Genomic DNA, 17,605 nt, shown 5'->3' with positions numbered 1-17,605 from the left:
CGAAATGATTGCGACGCGCGCAACCGGACGCGGGAATTGAGTCCTCGATGTGAGGTGGATCACTCGGCCGCGTACGCTTTGTCCGTTGCCGTGGAACCGCTGGTTCCCAGGTCACCTCACCGGTCGTCGGTGCCAGAGCGTGAGCTTCCACTGACCGGGACCGAGTCAGTGATCTGTGGCACAAGCTGCGGGAGCAGTGATAAGTGCTGTTTCTCGCGGCGTTACAGTCACTTCGGCCCGCAACACCAACTGCGGGCAAATCTACGAGATGGTGAGCTGAATGGATCTCTTCGAATACCAGGCGAAGGAGCTCTTCGCCAAGCATGAGGTGCCGACCTCGGCCGGCCGTGTCACCGACACCGTCGATGGCGCACGGCAGATCGCCGAAGAAATCGGCAAGCCCGTGATGGTCAAGGCGCAGGTCAAGGTCGGTGGCCGCGGCAAGGCCGGCGGCGTCAAATACTCCAAGAACGTAGACGAGGCAGTCGCGAACGCCGAGTCGATCCTCGGCCTCGACATCAAGGGCCACGTCGTCAAGAAGTTGCTGGTCGCAGAGGCGAGTGACATCGCTGAGGAGTACTACATCTCCTTCCTGCTCGACCGCACCAACCGCACCTACCTGGCCATGTGCTCGGTGGAGGGTGGCGTCGAGATCGAGGTCACCGCCGAGGAGAACCCCGACGCGCTGGCCAAGATCCCCGTGGACGCCGTCAAGGGCGTCGACCTCGCGTTCGCGCGCAGCATCGCCGAAGCCGGCAAGCTGCCTGCCGAGGTGCTCGACGCCGCAGCCGTGACCATCCAGAAGCTCTGGGAGGTCTTCATCAACGAAGACGCGCTCCTGGTCGAGGTCAACCCGCTGGTGCGTACACCGACCGACGAGATCCTGGCCCTCGACGGCAAGGTCACCCTCGACGCCAACGCCGACTTCCGCCAGGCAGGCCACGCCGAGTTCGAAGACAAGGACGCAACCGATCCTCTCGAGCTCAAGGCCAAAGAGAACGACCTGAACTACGTCAAGCTCGACGGCCAGGTCGGCATCATCGGCAACGGTGCCGGACTCGTCATGTCGACGCTCGACGTCGTCGCGTACGCCGGTGAGAAGCACAACGGTGTCAAGCCCGCCAACTTCCTCGACATCGGTGGTGGCGCCTCGGCTGAGGTCATGGCTGCCGGCCTCGACGTCATCCTGGGCGACGAGCAGGTCAAGAGCGTGTTCGTGAACGTCTTCGGCGGCATCACCGCGTGTGACGCGGTCGCCAACGGCATCGTCGGAGCGCTGAAGAAGCTCGGTGACGACGCCAACAAGCCACTCGTTGTTCGCCTCGACGGCAACAAGGTCGAAGAAGGCCGCAAGATCCTCGCCGACGCGAATCATCCTCTGGTGACGCTCGCCGAGACCATGGACAGTGGCGCCGACAAGGCCGCCGAACTGGCGAGCAAGTAGGAGCAACAGATCAATGTCGATTTTTCTGAACAAAGATTCCAAGGTCATCGTTCAGGGCATCACCGGCGGTGAAGGCACCAAGCACACCGCACTGATGCTCAAGGCAGGCACCCAGGTCGTCGGCGGTGTCAACGCCCGCAAGGCCGGCACCACCGTCAGCCATGACGGCGGCGTGGAGCTGCCGGTGTTCGGTACCGTCGCCGAGGCCATCAAGGAGACCGGCGCAGACGTGTCGATCGCTTTCGTGCCGCCGAAGTTCGCCAAGGACGCGATCATCGAGGCCATCGACGCCGAGATCCCGCTGCTCGTTGTCATCACCGAGGGAATCCCGGTGCAGGACAGCGCCTACGCGTGGGCCTACAACGTCTCCAAGGGCAAGAAGACACGGATCATCGGACCGAACTGCCCCGGCATCATCACCCCCGGTGAGTCGCTGGTCGGCATCACCCCGGCCAACATCGCCGGCACCGGCGGCATCGGCCTGGTCTCCAAGTCGGGCACCCTGACCTACCAGATGATGTACGAGCTCCGGGACATCGGTTTCTCGACCGCCATCGGCATCGGTGGAGACCCCGTCATCGGGACCACTCACATCGACGCCATCGAGGCATTCGAGCAGGACCCGGACACCAAGGTCATCGTGATGATCGGTGAGATCGGTGGCGACGCCGAAGAGCGCGCAGCCGATTACATCAAGGCCAACGTGACCAAGCCTGTCGTCGGCTACGTCGCAGGGTTCACCGCTCCCGAGGGCAAGACCATGGGCCACGCCGGCGCCATTGTCTCCGGCAGCTCGGGCACTGCGCAGGCCAAGAAGGACGCACTCGAGGCCGCAGGCGTCAAGGTCGGCAAGACGCCGTCCGAGACCGCCGATCTCGCGCGCGAGATCTACAAGAACCTGTAAGGCTTCTCGCCACACGTTCGCTCGTCGAAGGGCGCCGGTTCACTCGAACCGGCGCCCTTTGCCATGTCCCGCCCCGCAACCGCGTTGGCGGGTAATGTTCTGATTCTTACTGGTAGCGAGTGAAGGAAACGCGCGCAGATGGTCACCGGCGGAACATCGGGGTCCGGCCTGGTTCGAAGGGCCGGGTCGCTGTACTCGTTTGCCGCCCGGGTCCCGGTCGTTGGACCGGTTCTGACCCGAACCACGTCAGAAGCAATCTTGCTGGGGGAACGGGCACTCGACACCGCACTCGCGCTGACCCGGTCTGCGCTGAAGGTGATCATCCGGGAGGTGATCGAGGCGCTTGTTGTCGAAGTCGATCTCACCGAACTCGTCAAACGCCACGTGGACATCAACCAGATCGCCACCGTGATCGACCTGGACACCATCGCCGCCCGGATCGACATCGACGCCATCCTGAACCGGGTTGACCTCGACGCGGTGATCGAGACCGTGGATCTGAACCGGGCAGTCAGCGGTGTGGACCTCGACGCCATCGCCGCGAAGATCGACATCGAGGCGGTCATCGGCCGGGTCGACCTGATCGGTCTGGCCAACGACATCATCGACGGTGTGGACCTGCAGGCGATCGTCCGGGAGTCGACGACCACGTTGACGACGGGCGTGCTCGATGATGTGAGAACGCAGGGCGCCCGTGCGGACGACGTCGTCGCAGGGGTCTTCGGACGGCTGCTCGGCCGGTCGGTCCCGCCGCCACGCGGCAGGCCCGGACTGAACGGGACCATTCCGGCAGGCGCGGTGCCGAACTCCGCGACATCGGTCACCGAGGTTGTCGTCGATGTGCACCGTCGCGATCCCGATGGTCCGCCTGTGAGCCGTCCATGAGCGAACTGGCGCCCCAGCCGCCACACACCGATCACGATGCCCTCGAGAGTCGGACTGCGGGCATCGTCAGCCGCGGTGTCGCGGCCGGGATCGACGTGGCCGCCGTCGCCCTCATCCTCGGTGGGATGTATCTGGGTCTGTTGCTCGTCGCTTTGATGTTCAACTCGGGTACTTTCTCGCCGCCGAGTCCGAACATCCTCTTCACGGGCGTGGTGGGTTACGCCACCGCAATCCTGTATCTCACAGGCTGCTGGGCGGTGTCGGGACGCACTGTGGGATCGGTCGCCATGGGCCTGGAAGTGGTCAGCCGAAACGGAAAACGGATCGGCCCCTCGCGCTGTCTGCTGCGCGCGCTGTTCTGTGCCTTCTTCCCGATCGGACTGGCCTGGGTTGCCGTCGATCGCCGTCGGCGGTCGGTGCAGGACATCGTGTTGCGCAGCCGCGTGATCTACGCCTGGTAACCCCGCCGACCGGGCCCTACTGACCGCCGACCGGGCCCTACTGACCATCGACCGGGCCCTACTGACCATCGACCGGGCCCTACTGACCATCGACCGGGCCCTACTGACCATCGACCGGGCCCTGTCATGCCCGCCGGCGAACTAGGGCTCGGTGTTTCGGCCCACTCGGTCGCCGGTATGGCACGGTGAACGGTCGGATGGGCACGGTCGAGGTATTCCCTAGAATCTGCGGGATTCTAATTCGACACGCGGATATCGCACCAGGTCAATGACTTTGATGCATTTCTGCGTCGCCGTTGTTGTCACCGATCGTCAATGGTGGTCGTTACAGTTTTCAGGCGCCGGAGTCGATCCGGGCCGTGAAACGAAAGGTGACGAGTGTCATGCGACTGAAGAGACTTGCCCTCCTGCTGGTGGTGCCGCTGTTTGCACTGGGGGTGGCGGCTTGTGGCAGTGACGACTCCGACACCATCAAGATCGGCGTGGCCGATGCCAGCGAAAGCTACTGGAACGTGTTCACGCAGAAGGCTTCCGACGAGGGCATCGACGTCGAATTGGTGAACTTCACCGACTACAACCAGCCCAATCCTGCTCTTGCCGAAGGCGAGCTGCAGCTCAACGAGTTCCAGCACCTTCTCTACTTGGCAACCTACAACGCCAAGAACAACCAATCTCTGGTGCCGATCGGGGCGACAGCCGTGTACCCGCTGCCGCTGTACTCGACCAAACACACTTCGGTGGATCAGATTCCGCAAGGCGGCAGCGTCGTGATCCCCAACGATCCGACGAACCAGGCGCGCGGACTTCTCGTGCTCGCGCAGGCGGGGCTGATCTCGCTGAAGAACGGTGGGAGCGCATTCTCCACCCTCGCCGACATCGACGAGGCCGCGTCCAAGGTGAAGGTGACCGCGGTAGACGCCGGTCAGACTGCGCAGAGCCTCGATTCGGTGGATGCTGCGATCGTCAACAACAACTACGCGACGTCGGCGAACCTGGGTGCAGACAAGGTCATTGCTCAGGACGACCCGAACAGTGACATCGCCAAGCCGTACATCAACGCTTTTGTCGCACGTGAGCAGGACAAGGACAACGCCGACTATCTGAAGCTGGCCGAGATCTATCACGATCCCGAGGTCGAGGCCGCGGCGAAGAAGGACCTCGGGGACAGCGGTGTGTTCAAGACGAACCCGCCGACCGAGCTCCAGGAACTGACCAAGGAACTCGAAGCCCAGGTCGACACCAGCGGTGCCTGAGAAGACACTGGTCGATGCGCCGGCGATAGCCCTGCGCGGGGTCACCAAGAAGTTCCGAAGCCGAAAAGGCAAGGAGCTCATCGCGGTCGACAACGTCACCCTCGAGGTGAGCGCAGGGACCATCGCCGGCGTGATCGGCTACTCGGGTGCAGGCAAGAGCACATTGGTCCGTCTGATCAATGGGCTCGAGAAGGTCGACGACGGACAGGTACTGATCGACGGCGAGGACATCAGCGCCGCGGGCGAGCGGCAGCTGCGACGGGTACGCGGGGAGATCGGCATGATCTTCCAGCAGTTCAACCTTTTCGCCTCCCGGACGGTCGCGGGAAACGTGGAGTATCCGCTGAAGGTCGCGGGAATGCCCAGAGCCGAGCGTGCCGACCGTGCCGCCGAGTTGCTGAACTTCGTTGGTATCGGCGACAAGTCGAAGCAGTATCCGCAGCAACTCTCGGGTGGTCAGAAGCAACGGGTCGGCATCGCCAGAGCATTGGCGACGAATCCGAAAATTCTGCTCGCCGACGAGGCAACCAGCGCCCTCGACCCGGATACGACCACGGAGATCCTGGCACTGCTGCGCCGCGTGAACCAGGAGTTCGGAACCACCATCGTGGTGATCACCCATGAGATGGACGTGGTCCGGGAGATCTGTGATCACGTTGCCGTCCTCGACGACGGCAACCTGGCCGAACATGGCAAGGTCTATGACGTCTTCTCCGAACCGAGTTCGCCGATCACCCGCAGGCTGGTGCGTTCTGCCATCGGCGACATACCGACCGACGCGGTACTCGCGCGTCTGCGCAGCCGCCATCAGGGTCGACTGCTGACCGTTGCGATCCGCGAATTCGACTCCGATGCAGGAGATGTCACCGCCTACTTCGCAGTGCCCGGGGTCAGCGCCTCTGTCATCTTCGGGGGCATCACCGAGTTGTCGAGGCGCCCGATCGGTTCACTCACGTTCGCTGTGCAGGGCCCCGATGCCGAGGTGGACCGGGTGATCGAGCGACTGCGAGGGCTGACCACAGTGACCGAACATCACCTCACGGACAAACCACTCGCAGGGGAGGCGTAGGCGTGTTTCTCGGAGACATCATCACCCCGGAACTGCGTCCGGTGTTGTGGGAGGCGGTGATTCAGACCTTCCAGTTGGTCGGGTTCACCCTCGTCATCGGCGGCGTGATCGGACTCGGACTCGGTGGCCTGCTGTACGCGACCCGCCCGGGCAATCTCCTCGAGAACGCCGTGGTCTACCACGTCCTCAACGTCGCCGTGAACATCGTGCGACCCATCCCGTTCATCATCTTCATCACGGCGATGGCGCCGCTGACGAAAGAGGTGATGGGAACGAGGATCGGTACCGAAGCGGCGATTTTCCCGATGACCGTCATGGCCGTCTTCGTCATCGGTCGTGTGGTGGAGCAGAACCTGATCGCCGTGGACCCCGGTGTGGTGGAAGCCGCCCGGGCGATGGGCACCAGCCGCACCCGCACCCTGCTGACCGTGGTGATCCCCGAAGGACTACCGCCGCTGATCCTGGGTTATGCGTTCGTCTTCGTGGCGATCGTCGACATGTCCGCGATGGCCGGCTATGTCGGCGGCGGCGGACTCGGCGACTTCGCACAGCAATACGGCTACCAGCAGTTCAATTGGAAGCTCACTGTTGTCGTCATCGCCATGCTGATCGTCCTGGTGCAGCTCGGCCAACTGCTGGGCAACTGGCTGGCCAAGCGGGCGCTGCATCGATGACACCGATCGCCGGGTAGGTGCCTTGCTCGGGGCCGGTAGTCTGATTCGACGATGACCGCAGCAGCTGACGATGCAGAAGGTCCGACGCCGATACCGGCGCCGGTGACCCGCCGTGGCCAGGCCAAGGCAGCCCGGCGCCGGGAGTTGTTGGCGGCCGCTGCGAGGTTGATGGCCGAACGCGGGTTCGCAGGAGTGCGGCTGGAGGACATCGGTGCTGCGGTCGGTATCAGCGGCCCTGCCATGTACCGGCACTTCTCCGGCAAGGACGCAGTTCTCGCGGAGATGCTCGTCGACATATCGCAACGGCTCTTCGGCGGTGGGCAGGATGTACTCAGCGAGTCCGACGACGCGGAGACCGCGCTGCGCGGGTTGATCGCCTTCCACGTGCGCTTCGCCACCACCGAGCCCGAACTGATCACGGTCCAGGATCGGGACATGTCATCGCTCACACCCGAAGCCAGGCGCGAAGTCCGACGTTTGCAGCGTAAGTACGTCGAGCTGTGGACCGATGTGCTCGTCCGCCTGAGTGATCCGATGCCAGGTGATCCGATGCCACGCCAGGAGGCCCAAACACGGGTTCAAGCGGTGTTCGGACTGATCAACTCATCACCCCGATTGCCCGAACTCGACACTGCCCGCCAGTCGGCGTTGCTCGCCGAGATGGCACACTCGGCTTTGTTGAGCTGAATACGGCGTTCCTCCCACAAACGCTCCACCTGTACGAAGACGCGCCACAAATATGTGGCGCGTCCTCGCAAAGGTGGAGCGTCTGCAATGAGCGGGGTCGAGTCAGATGCCCAGTGCCGCTCGCTGCTCGGCCACCGCGGCGCGATACCGCTCCACGTTGCCCATCTTGATGTCCTCGTAGCCGCGGACCATGTCCGGTAGGCCGGCGAGCGCGATGGCGCTGTGGCGCAGGTCTTTCCCGACGGTTCCCTTGGCCATGGCAGCCAGGAGGGAATCGATCATGTCCCGGTACTCGGCGATGAGCGCGCGCTCGGTCTGCCGCACCTCTGCACGGCCGAACGGGTCGAGCTTTGTCCCGCGCAGGCGCTTCGCCTTCGCCAATGCCGACATGGCGGGCACGCCCCACCGGCCGATCGCGATCTTGTTCTTCATGCCCAGTGCCCGCAACGTCGGCGGGTGCAGACGTACCGCGACCTTGGCGTCGTCACCGAACTGGTCGGCGACCTCACTGGCGAACGCGGCATCCTGGGTGAGCCTGGCGACCTCGTACTCATCCTTGTAGGCCATGAGTTTGAATAGGTTCCGGGCCACGGTGTCGGTGAGACCAGACGCCGCCGGATCACCCTCGGCGCGAGCGACCCGTGCAACGAACTGCGCGTAGTCGGATGCGTACGCCGAGTCCTGGTACTCGGTGAGTTCGTCGATACGTCGTTGCACCGTGGCGATCACCTCGGGACTGGCGGACGCGATCGATGCGGTGAGAGCCACGGCCCTGGCACTGGGTTGCCACGGTGCCGGCGCCGGGTGAGCCGCCGCAATGGCCTCGCTGACAGCGTCGCGGTCGGCGACCACCTGGCGACCGCGCCGGAATGCCTGCAGGTTGCGTTCGGTGGCAACGCCATTGAGGTCGATGGCCCGTTCGATCGATTCGGCCGAGATCGGCATCGCACCGGACTGGTACGCCGCGCCGACCATCAGCATGTTCGCGAACTGCTCGTCACCGAACAGGTCGAGCGTGAGTGCGCCGGAGTCGACGTAGATACCTCGACGAACGGAGCGGTTGATGGATGACGAGATCTCAGAGTCGGTCGGGTAGGACACCGAGGTGTCGATGACCATGGCGCCGGTGGGGATCTTGGTGGTGGACACGATGGCAGTCGTCTTCTCCGGCGACGCGACCTTCAGGTTCGCCGGATCGACACCGACCAGGCCGTCACACGAGAGGTAGAGGTCGCAGTCGCCCGCGGCGACCTTGGCGGCCTGCTCGACGACGCCCGCGCTCACCTTCACGTCACTGACCACCGCACCGCCTTTCTGGGCCATCCCGGTCATGTCCACGGTCCGGGAGACATGCCCGTCCAGGACGGCAGCGGTCGCGATCACCTGCGACACCGTCACGATGCCGGTGCCACCGATGCCGGTGACGCGCAACGTGAACCCGTCGTTGATGTCCTTCGTGATCGTCGGGGCAGGTAGGACACCGGCCGCGATGTCCGCGACGGTATGGCGTGCCCGTTCCTTGTCTGAAGGGGTGACGGTGACGAACGAGGGACAGTCTCCCTTCAGGCACGACATGTCGAGGTTGCATGAACTCTGGTCGATGTGGGTCTTGCGTCCGAAGTCCGTGTCCACCGGATGCACCGACAGGCAATTGCTCTTCTCGCCGCAGTCGCCACAGCCCTCGCAGATCCGCTCATTGATCATCACGCGCTGCTTCGGGGTCTCGACCTTGCCGCGCTTGCGCTTGCGTCGCGTCTCGGCTGCACAGGCCTGGTCGTGGATGAGAACGGTGACACCCGATGTGGTCGCGAGATCTTGCTGGATCTGCATCATCTCGTCGCGAGGACGCACCTCGACACCGCCGGGCAAGCCCAGCGCCCTGGTGCGGATGGGATCGTCCGAAGTGACGACCACCTTCTGAACACGTTCGGCGAGTAACAGATTGACGATCTGGGGCAGGGTCATCTGGCCGACGGGGTCCTGTCCGCCGGTCATGGCCACGGTTCCGTTGAACAGCAGCTTGTAGGTGATGTTGGCGCCGGAGGCCACCGCCGACCGCACCGCCAGCGATCCCGAGTGCATGAAGGTGCCGTCGCCGATGTTCTGGACGAAGTGGTGCTGCTCGACGAACGGCGACATACCGAGCCACTGCGCGCCCTCGCCGCCCATCTGGGTGACGCCGGCGATATCGCCGACCTGGCTCGGGTCCATCAGCAGGACCATCGCGTGGCAACCGATCCCGGCGCCGACCAGGGTGCCGTCGGCGACCTTCGTCGAGCTGTTGTGCGGGCAACCCGAGCAGAAGTACGGGGTGCGGACCGCCAGGGGCAGCTCGATGCGTCCGCGTCCGCGGCCTTTCGTCTCGAGCCAGTTGACAGCGGCCGGCACGCGGTGCTGTTTCGCCAGTCGGTTGGCCAGCCCGCGGGTGACCGAATCGATGTCGAGCTCGCCGAACCGCGAGAACAGGGTCGAACCGTCTTCGTTGAGTTTCCCGACGATGTTCGGTACGTCGGGACGTCGGAACAGGATGTCTCGCATCATCGTCTCGAGGAAATCGCGCTTCTCCTCGACGACGATCACCTCATCGAGACCCGAGATGAAGTCGTCCATGATCTCGCGTTCGAACGGGTAGACCATACCCATCTTGAGGATGCGGATCCCGAGGCCTGCCAGGTCGGCGTCGCTGATCCCGATGAGCCGCAGTGCTTCCCGGACGTCCATGTAGGTCTTGCCTGCCGCGACGATTCCGATGCGGTCGTCGCCGGAGCGCGTGGTGATCCGGTTGAGTCGGTTGACACGGGCATACTCGACCGCCCGTGGGAGCCTGGTGGTGAGTTGGTTTTGTTCGAGCTCCATCAGGTTGGCGCCCAGCAACTTTCCGCTCGGAACGTGTGGGCTGGTGCCGAGGTCTCCGTACACGGGGAGGATGCGGTCGGGGTGCACGTCGGCGGTGGAAGCACCGTCGGCGACGTGCGCCGAGATCTTCATAGAGGTCCACAGACCCGACACGCGGGACATGATGGCGGCGTGCACGCCGAGGTCGAGGATGTCCTGGGAATCGGCCGGGTACAGGATCGGCATGTACAGGTCGGCTAGCGCCATCTCGGACGCGCAGGGGACGGTGGAACTCTTCGCACCGGGATCGTCGCCGACGAGGGCGACGGCACCGCCCGTCGGGTGGGTGCCGATGATGTTGGCGTGTCGCAGGGCGTCGGTCGCGCGGTCGAGACCGGGCGCCTTGCCGTACCAATAGCCGACGATGCCCGCGGTGGTTCCGGCGAGCGTGCCGACCTGGGCAGCGACCTGCGAACCCATCACCGAGGTGGCGGCGATTTCCTCGTTGAGTCCGGGGCGATGAACGACGTCGAAGGGGGCGAGGTACCGGGCGCGCCGGGCGATCTCCAGGTCATACCCTGCCAGCGGTGAGCCCTCGTAACCGGAGATGAACGAGGCGGTGTCGAGATTCTGGCGACGATCCAGTTTTGCGCGGTCACGGACCATGCGGACCAGGGCCTGGATACCGGTGAGATACACCGTTCCGGTCTCTCTGGTGTACCGGTCGTCGAGCGAGAAGGATTCCACGGGCGAGGCGTTACCGCCCAGTGGATCGCGATCGTGATCGCCTTCGTTGTGGTGCTGCGTTGCGAGGGTCATGGGTGTTTCCCGGCTCTCTATGTTGTTGTTCCGCCCCGGGGGTGGTGGGGCGAGGACGTGCACTTGGGTAACGCCGATCGTACTGCACGGTTGTGACGGTGGTCACGGGAGTGGTGGTCGGGTAGCGAGTGGGTCGGGTTTGTTTCTTCGTCTCACCAGCTGTGTTTTTTCGCTCCGCTTCGCTACGCGGGGCGTGCGGCCCTTTATCGCGTGCTCTTCCTCGGTCGACTCAGTCGCTGCGCTCCCTCGCTCCCTCGTCCAGAGCACGCGGGCCGCACGCGGGCGGTGCGAGTTCGCTCGTCCCGGCTAATCAAACTGGCGAATCACGTGACAATGGGCTTGCCAGCGCTTATGGTGATTTCAGTTAATCGCTCCTAACTGAAAGGGGTGGACATTGGTGTCCACGACGGCAGCCACGTCCCAGTGGCGGCAGGCGCACGAGAGCAATCTCGTCGAGCTGCGGCGCCGACTCGATCGCGTCGCGCTGGGTGGAGGCGACAAGGCGCGTGAGCGGCACCTGGGCCGCGGCAAACTGCTCCCACGGGAGCGCATCGACACCCTGCTCGATGCGGGCAGCCCGTTCCTCGAGATAGCGCCGCTGGCGGCCGAGGACATGTACGGGGGCAAGGTGCCGGCCGCCGGTGTGATCGCCGGGATCGGCCGCGTCGCCGGCCGCGAATGTCTGATCATCGCCAACGACGCCACCGTCTCCGGCGGTACCTACTACCCCGTCACGGTCAAGAAGCATCTGCGGGCGCAAGAGATCGCCGCCGCCAACCGGTTGCCGTGCATCTACCTCGTCGACTCCGGCGGCGCGATGCTGCTGCAGCAAGACGAGGTCTTCCCGGACCGTGATCACTTCGGCCGAATCTTCTTCAACCAGGCCAACATGAGTGCCGCGGGCATTCCGCAGATCTCCGCTGTCCTGGGATCGTCGACGGCGGGTGGTGCATACGTGCCTGCGATGAGTGACGAGACGGTCATCGTCCGCGACCAGGGCACGATCTTCTTGGCGGGTCCGCCGCTGGTGAAGGCCGCCACCGGCGAAGACGTCACGGCCGAGGACCTCGGTGGCGGACTGATGCATTCGACCGTCTCCGGCGTCACCGATCATCTCGCCGACAACGATGAGGACGCACTCGAGCGGGTGCGCGGCATCGTCGCGACCCTGGGCCCGGCCGAACCGCCGCAGTGGGACGTGCAGCCGATCCGCGAGCCTCGCGTGCCGCAGACCGACCTCTACGATGTGGTGCCCACCGATGCGCGCACGCCGTACGACGTGCGTTCGGTGATCGAGATCATCAGCGACGGTGGCGAATACAATGAGTTCAAAGCCGGATACGGTACCTCGCTGGTGACCGCTTTCGCGCACATCCACGGCCATCCCGTCGGCATCATCGCCAACAACGGCGTCCTGTTCAGCGAAAGTGCCCTCAAGGGAGCGCATTTCATCGAACTGTGCGACAAGCGCAAGATCCCGCTCGTGTTCTTGCAGAACATCACCGGCTTCATGGTCGGTAAGGAGTACGAGCAGGGCGGTATCGCGAAGAACGGCGCCAAGATGGTGACCGCGGTGGCCTGTGCGCGAGTACCCAAGTTCACCGTGATGATCGGTGGATCCTTCGGGGCGGGGAACTATTCGATGTGCGGGCGCTCGTATTCGCCGCGCTTCTTGTGGATGTGGCCGAACGCCCGGATCTCGGTGATGGGTGGCCCGCAGGCCGCCGACACCTTGGCCACCGTGCGGCGCAATCAGATCGAACGCGGTGGTGACGAATGGTCGAGCGAGGACGAGGAACAGTTCAAGACGCCGATCCGCGAGCAGTTCGAACGTCAGTCGGACGCCTACTATTCGACCGCCCGACTCTGGGATGACGGCGTGATCGATCCCGCCGACACCCGTACCGTCCTCGGACTGGCACTCGCGGCCGCGCGTCATGCGCCGCTCGCGCCGGTCTCCTACGGCGTCTTCCGGATGTGAGTGAGATGACAACAATCAAGAAGGTCCTCATCGCCAACCGAGGCGAGATCGCCTGCCGGGTGATCCGGACGCTCAAGTCGTCCGGAATTCGCAGTGTCGCGGTCTATTCCGACGCCGACGCCGATGCCCTGCACGTGCGACTCGCTGATGAAGCGGTCCGAATCGGCCCGGCCTCCGCCACCGAGAGCTACCTGAGCATCGAGGCAGTGATCGCGGCCGCCAAGCGGGTGGGCGCCGATGCGGTGCATCCCGGCTACGGCTTCCTGTCGGAGAACTCCGCATTCGCCACGGCGCTCGCGGATGCGTCGATCATCTTCCTGGGGCCGCCGGCGAAGGCCATCGAGGTGATGGGCGACAAGATCGCCGCCCGCGCCGCGGTGTCGGAGCGTGATGTTCCCGTGGTGCCCGGAATCTCGCGCCCAGGACTCACCGACGACGATTTGATCGGTGCAGCAGCCGACATCGGATTCCCTGTGCTGATCAAACCGAGCGCCGGTGGCGGCGGCAAGGGGATGCACCGCGTCGCCGATCCGGCCGAACTGCCTGCAGCGCTGCGCACAGCCCGCCGTGAGGCCGCTGCCGCGTTCGGGGACGACACGCTTTTCATGGAGCGGTTCGTTGACACCCCGCGACATATCGAGGTGCAGGTCCTCGCCGATGCCCACGGCAACGTCGTGCATCTCGGGGAACGTGAGTGTTCACTGCAGCGGCGCCACCAGAAGGTCATCGAAGAGGCGCCATCGGCACTGCTGGACGAGGTCACCCGGGCGCGGATCGGCGCCGCCGCCCGCGATGCCGCCCGCTCGGTCGGTTACACCGGCGCCGGGACGGTGGAGTTCATCGTGTCCGCGCACAAGCCCGACGAGTTCTTCTTCATGGAGATGAACACTCGGCTGCAGGTGGAGCATCCGGTCACCGAGCTGGTCACGGGTATCGACCTGGTCGACTGGCAACTGCGGGTCGCGGCCGGTGAGAAACTGGACTTCGGGCAGGACGACGTGACGATGACCGGGCACGCCGTCGAGGCCCGGGTCTACGCCGAAGACCCGGCGGCCGGTTTCCTTCCCACGGGCGGACCCCTGTTGCTGGTCGACGAACCGGCCGGCCCCGGCATCCGGGTCGATTCGGGCATCGTCACCGGAGGCGTAGTCGGCAGCGACTACGACCCCATGCTCGCGAAGGTGATCGTGCACGGCAATGACCGGGCCGACGCCATCGATCGGCTGCGGGCCGCCCTGGCAGGCACCCACGTGCTGGGTGTGCAGACGAACATCGACTTCTGCGACTTCGTCCTCGACCAGCCGAAGGTGCGCGACGGAGACCTCGACACCGAGCTACTCGATCGGCTGATCGTGGACTACCGGCCTACGTTGGTGCCTCCGGAGGCGTTGGCGCTCATCGGTTTGCATCGGGTGCGGCAGGCCCGGCATGGGAGTTCGCCGTGGACCTCACAGGTCGGTTGGCGGATCGGCGGCGCGGCACCGACCCGCACCCGACTGCAGGTGGGCGAGGAGGTGGTGACGGTGGATGTCACCGGTCCTGAGACCGACGCCCACGTGAGCGTCGGGGAGTGGACCGCGAAGGCGTCCCTGGTGGGCGAGCGGCTCGTCATCGACGGCGCAGGCGCGCGCTGGCTGATCGCAGAGACGAAGCCGAGTTCGCAACTCGAACACGTCACCGACACCGACCACACCTACTGGGTCAGTGGCACGGTCGCGGGAGCACCCGGCACCTGGCAGGTCGGAAAGGCGCGCATTCTCAAGTCCTCCGGGGACGCCGAAGCTCTCGGCGTCATCACCAGCCCGATGCCCGGCACGGTGGTCGCCGTGCTGAATGCGGGCGGCGATTCGGTGGAGGCCGGAGCGCCGGTCCTGGTGGTCGAAGCGATGAAGATGGAACACACCCTCACTGCCCCGCGAGCCGGAGACCTCACCGTGAACGTTGCGGTCGGCGACAAGGTCACCTCCGGTGCGACTCTTGCCACGATCACCGATACGAGCGTGGCCGACAATTCGGAAGGAACCCCCGCATGAGCGTGACCGATGATCTGACAACGGAATACGACGAGCTACGCAAAACCGTTGCCGACTTCGCGAAATCCGTAGTTGCACCGGTATCGGCGAAACACGATGCCGAACACAGCTTCCCCTACGACGTGGTGCGCCAGATGGGGGAGATGGGCCTGTTCGGACTGCCTTTCCCGGAGGAATACGGCGGCATGGGAGGCGACTACTTCGCGTTGTCCCTCGCACTGGAGGAACTGGGCAAGGTCGACCAGTCGGTGGCCATCACCCTCGAGGCCGGGGTCGGCCTGGGAGCGATGCCCATCTATCGGTTCGGCAGCGAAGACCAGAAGCAGACCTGGCTGCCCGACTTGACCGCTGGTCGTGCACTGGCCGGCTTCGGTTTGACGGAGCCCGGTGCCGGGTCGGATGCCGGGGCGACGGCGACCACCGCGAAAGAAGACGGTGATCACTGGATCATCAACGGCTCGAAGCAGTTCATCACCAACTCGGGCACCGACATCACCTCGCTGGTGACGGTCACCGCGGTCACCGGCGATCGCACACCAGGTCCGGACGGTCGGCCCCGCAAGGAGCTGTCCACCATCATCGTGCCGAGCGGCACACCGGGATTCGTGGCCGAACCTGCCTACAACAAGGTCGGTTGGAACGCCTCGGACACCCATCCGCTGAGCTTCTCCGACGCCAGGGTGCCGGTGGAGAACCTGCTCGGCGAGCGCGGTCGCGGATATGCAAACTTTCTGTCGATCCTCGATGAGGGCCGCATTGCCATCGCGGCGCTGGCGACCGGCGTGGCGCAGGGATGCGTCGACGAAAGCGTCAAATACGCCAAGGAACGGCAGTCGTTCGGCCGCGCGATCGGGGAGTACCAGTCGGTGTCGTTCGCCATCGCCCGGATGGAGGCGCGGGCACACACCGCGCGGACGGCGTACTACCACGCCGCGTCGAAAATGCTGGCCGGCAAGCCCTTCAAAAAGGAAGCGGCCATCGCGAAACTGGTCTCCAGTGAAGCCGCGATGGACAATGCCCGTGCAGCCACGCAGATTCACGGTGGCTACGGATTCATGAACGAGTACCCGGTTGCGCGGCATTACCGGGATTCGAAGATCCTCGAGATCGGTGAGGGGACCACCGAGGTCCAGCTCATGCTGATCGCCCGCGAATTGGGGTTCTCGTGAGCGGTTCGGAGCTCGATCACAGTGGTGGTGTCGGTGGTGGTGACGAGCCCAAGAAGGTGACTCAGCGAGGTTTGTGGTTCGACGAGTTCGAGGTCGACACGGTCTACGAGCACCGACCCGGGCGCACCGTCACCGAGGCAGACAACGTACTGTTCACCACACTGACAATGAACTCTCAAGCGCTGCACCTCGATGCTGCTTTCGCCGCAACCCAACCGGGGTTCGGCGGAGAGCGCCTCGTGAATTCGATGCTCACGTTGTCGACGATCGTCGGTCTGTCGGTGAGCCAGCTGACGCAGGGAACTCTGGTGGCGAACCTGGGTTTCTCGGAGATCGCTTTCCCCAAACCAATGTTCCACGGCGACACCTTGTACGCCGAAACGGTCTGCACGGGAAAACGGGAAAGCAAATCGCGGCCCGGTGAAGGCGTGGTGTCATTGCGGCATGTCGGAAAGAACCAGCACGGCGATGTTGTGGCCATCGCGCAGCGCTCGACCCTGATACGCAAGGAACCGTAAAACACCACACAGGAGGAACCACGGTGACCAACTGGAGCCCACCCGGGCCGGCGATTTTGTTCTGCCCGGCCGATCGACCGGAGCGGTACGCCAAGGCGGCGGAGCGAGCCGATGCCGTCATCATCGATCTCGAGGATGCTGTTCGCGCTGAATCTCGGGACGAGGCGCGCGAAGCCCTGGTCAATACGCCGATCGATCCGAACATCACGATCGTGCGCATCAACTCCGCGGGCACGGGTGATCACTTCAGGGACATCAAAGCGCTCGCACAGACCGACTACCGCGTGGTCATGCTGGCCAAGGCGGAGAGCGCAGAGGAAGTCGCCGGCGTCGGATACCAGGTGATCGCGCTGATCGAGACACCCACCGGTGCCATGCACGCCGATGAGATCGCGGCGGCACCCAATTGCATCGGACTGATGTGGGGTGCAGAAGACCTGGTCGCCGCCATGGGGGGTCGCTCGAGTCGTTTCACCGCCGCCGAGGACAACACCGGACGCTATCGCGACGTGGTCCGTCAGGTCAGAGCGATGGTCCGGTTGGCCTGCGCCACCCATGGCCGCTTCGCGATCGACTCGGTGCACATCGAGATCGCCGACACCGACGGTCTGCACGCGGAGGCCCTCGACGCGGTGAACCTCGGCTACGAGGCCACCGCATGTATTCATCCGTCGCAGGTGGAGATCGTGCGTTCGGCGTATCGCCCGACCGAGGACGAGGTCAGTTGGGCCAGGGAAATTCTCGATGCGGCGCAGCACAATCCAGGGGGCGTTTTCAGGGTGGGGAATCAGATGATCGATTCGCCGTTGCTCGGTCAGGCGGAGGCGATCATGCGCCGGGCCGAGTCCATCGGCACCTAAACCAATCAGGAGC

At 64.6% G+C, this 17,605-nt stretch carries 14 protein-coding genes; 13 read left to right on the top strand and 1 reads right to left on the bottom strand.

Annotation, left to right across the window (positions count from 1 at the left end):
- Positions 1-280: 280 nt before the first annotated feature.
- The 8 genes from sucC (at position 281) to DFR67_RS06235 (ending at position 7,377) form a co-directional block, all read left to right on the top strand.
- The gene (sucC, locus tag DFR67_RS06270) at positions 281-1,444 is read left to right on the top strand and encodes an ADP-forming succinate--CoA ligase subunit beta (protein WP_110468550.1); all 1,164 of its coding nucleotides are present in this window, start codon (positions 281-283) and stop codon (positions 1,442-1,444) included.
- A 13-nt stretch (positions 1,445-1,457) separates the two neighbouring features.
- Positions 1,458-2,348, top strand: coding sequence for a succinate--CoA ligase subunit alpha (gene sucD, locus DFR67_RS06265; protein WP_084894088.1), 891 nt, complete (start codon positions 1,458-1,460; stop codon positions 2,346-2,348).
- Positions 2,349-2,486: 138 nt separating this feature from the next.
- Positions 2,487-3,233, top strand: coding sequence for a hypothetical protein (locus tag DFR67_RS06260; RefSeq protein ID WP_110468549.1), 747 nt, complete (start codon positions 2,487-2,489; stop codon positions 3,231-3,233).
- Positions 3,230-3,694, top strand: a complete 465-nt coding sequence (locus DFR67_RS06255) for an RDD family protein (protein WP_110468548.1) — start codon at positions 3,230-3,232, stop codon at positions 3,692-3,694. Before DFR67_RS06260 ends, DFR67_RS06255 begins: the two co-directional genes overlap by 4 nt.
- A 383-nt stretch (positions 3,695-4,077) precedes the next feature.
- On the top strand, positions 4,078-4,947 hold the full coding sequence (locus DFR67_RS06250; RefSeq protein WP_110468750.1) for a MetQ/NlpA family ABC transporter substrate-binding protein: 870 nt from the start codon (positions 4,078-4,080) through the stop codon (positions 4,945-4,947).
- Positions 4,940-6,016, top strand: coding sequence for a methionine ABC transporter ATP-binding protein (locus DFR67_RS06245; protein ID WP_245937756.1), 1,077 nt, complete (start codon positions 4,940-4,942; stop codon positions 6,014-6,016). Before DFR67_RS06250 ends, DFR67_RS06245 begins: the two co-directional genes overlap by 8 nt.
- Before the next feature lie 2 nt (positions 6,017-6,018).
- Positions 6,019-6,690, top strand: a complete 672-nt coding sequence (locus DFR67_RS06240) for a methionine ABC transporter permease (protein WP_211324953.1) — start codon at positions 6,019-6,021, stop codon at positions 6,688-6,690.
- A gap of 51 nt (positions 6,691-6,741) precedes the next feature.
- Positions 6,742-7,377, top strand: coding sequence for a TetR/AcrR family transcriptional regulator (locus DFR67_RS06235; RefSeq protein ID WP_110468547.1), 636 nt, complete (start codon positions 6,742-6,744; stop codon positions 7,375-7,377).
- Between the two features lie 102 nt (positions 7,378-7,479).
- Here the strand turns inward: DFR67_RS06235 and DFR67_RS06230 are convergent, their stop codons facing one another.
- Positions 7,480-11,031 carry an indolepyruvate ferredoxin oxidoreductase family protein gene (locus tag DFR67_RS06230; RefSeq protein ID WP_110468546.1) on the bottom strand — a complete coding sequence of 1,184 codons (3,552 nt, stop codon included), beginning with the start codon at positions 11,029-11,031 and terminating at the stop codon, positions 7,480-7,482.
- 394 nt (positions 11,032-11,425) lie between these two features.
- Here DFR67_RS06230 and DFR67_RS06225 point away from each other — a divergent pair, with 394 nt between their 5' ends.
- Genes DFR67_RS06225 through DFR67_RS06205 form a run of 5 tightly spaced genes read left to right on the top strand, consistent with a single transcriptional unit; the run spans position 11,426 to position 17,592 of the window.
- Positions 11,426-13,012 (top strand): carboxyl transferase domain-containing protein, encoded by a 1,587-nt coding sequence (locus DFR67_RS06225; protein WP_110468545.1) that lies wholly within the window; start codon positions 11,426-11,428, stop codon positions 13,010-13,012.
- A gap of 5 nt (positions 13,013-13,017) precedes the next feature.
- Positions 13,018-15,045 carry an acetyl/propionyl/methylcrotonyl-CoA carboxylase subunit alpha gene (locus DFR67_RS06220; RefSeq protein WP_110468747.1) on the top strand — a complete coding sequence of 676 codons (2,028 nt, stop codon included), beginning with the start codon at positions 13,018-13,020 and terminating at the stop codon, positions 15,043-15,045.
- Positions 15,042-16,214 carry an acyl-CoA dehydrogenase family protein gene (locus DFR67_RS06215; RefSeq protein WP_110468544.1) on the top strand — a complete coding sequence of 391 codons (1,173 nt, stop codon included), beginning with the start codon at positions 15,042-15,044 and terminating at the stop codon, positions 16,212-16,214. Before DFR67_RS06220 ends, DFR67_RS06215 begins: the two co-directional genes overlap by 4 nt.
- Positions 16,211-16,732 (top strand): MaoC family dehydratase, encoded by a 522-nt coding sequence (locus DFR67_RS06210; RefSeq protein WP_425451251.1) that lies wholly within the window; start codon positions 16,211-16,213, stop codon positions 16,730-16,732. The genes DFR67_RS06215 and DFR67_RS06210 overlap by 4 nt, the downstream gene beginning before the upstream one ends.
- Positions 16,733-16,755: 23 nt before the next feature.
- A complete protein-coding gene (locus DFR67_RS06205) occupies positions 16,756-17,592 on the top strand; it encodes an HpcH/HpaI aldolase/citrate lyase family protein (RefSeq protein ID WP_170135198.1) in 837 nt (278 codons plus the stop codon).
- The last annotated feature ends 13 nt before the right edge of the window (positions 17,593-17,605 follow it).

Source organism: Williamsia limnetica, from assembly GCF_003217475.1.
Taxonomy (GTDB): domain Bacteria; phylum Actinomycetota; class Actinomycetes; order Mycobacteriales; family Mycobacteriaceae; genus Williamsia; species Williamsia limnetica.
The sequence above is the reverse complement of the archived record's forward strand: the minus strand, read 5'-3'. Positions and strand labels throughout refer to the sequence as shown.

Bases quoted from the DNA above. Each gene is read 5' to 3' on its own strand.
- DFR67_RS06250 (WP_110468750.1), top strand. From the start codon at position 4,078: ATGCGACTGAAGAGACTTGCCCTCCTGCTGGTGGTGCCGCTGTTTGCA.
- sucD (WP_084894088.1), top strand. From the start codon at position 1,458: ATGTCGATTTTTCTGAACAAAGATTCCAAGGTCATCGTTCAGGGCATC.
- sucC (WP_110468550.1), top strand. From the start codon at position 281: ATGGATCTCTTCGAATACCAGGCGAAGGAGCTCTTCGCCAAGCATGAG.
- DFR67_RS06220 (WP_110468747.1), top strand. From the start codon at position 13,018: ATGACAACAATCAAGAAGGTCCTCATCGCCAACCGAGGCGAGATCGCC.
- DFR67_RS06230 (WP_110468546.1), bottom strand. From the start codon at position 11,031: ATGACCCTCGCAACGCAGCACCACAACGAAGGCGATCACGATCGCGAT.
- DFR67_RS06260 (WP_110468549.1), top strand. From the start codon at position 2,487: ATGGTCACCGGCGGAACATCGGGGTCCGGCCTGGTTCGAAGGGCCGGG.
- DFR67_RS06215 (WP_110468544.1), top strand. From the start codon at position 15,042: ATGAGCGTGACCGATGATCTGACAACGGAATACGACGAGCTACGCAAA.
- DFR67_RS06255 (WP_110468548.1), top strand. From the start codon at position 3,230: ATGAGCGAACTGGCGCCCCAGCCGCCACACACCGATCACGATGCCCTC.
- DFR67_RS06235 (WP_110468547.1), top strand. From the start codon at position 6,742: ATGACCGCAGCAGCTGACGATGCAGAAGGTCCGACGCCGATACCGGCG.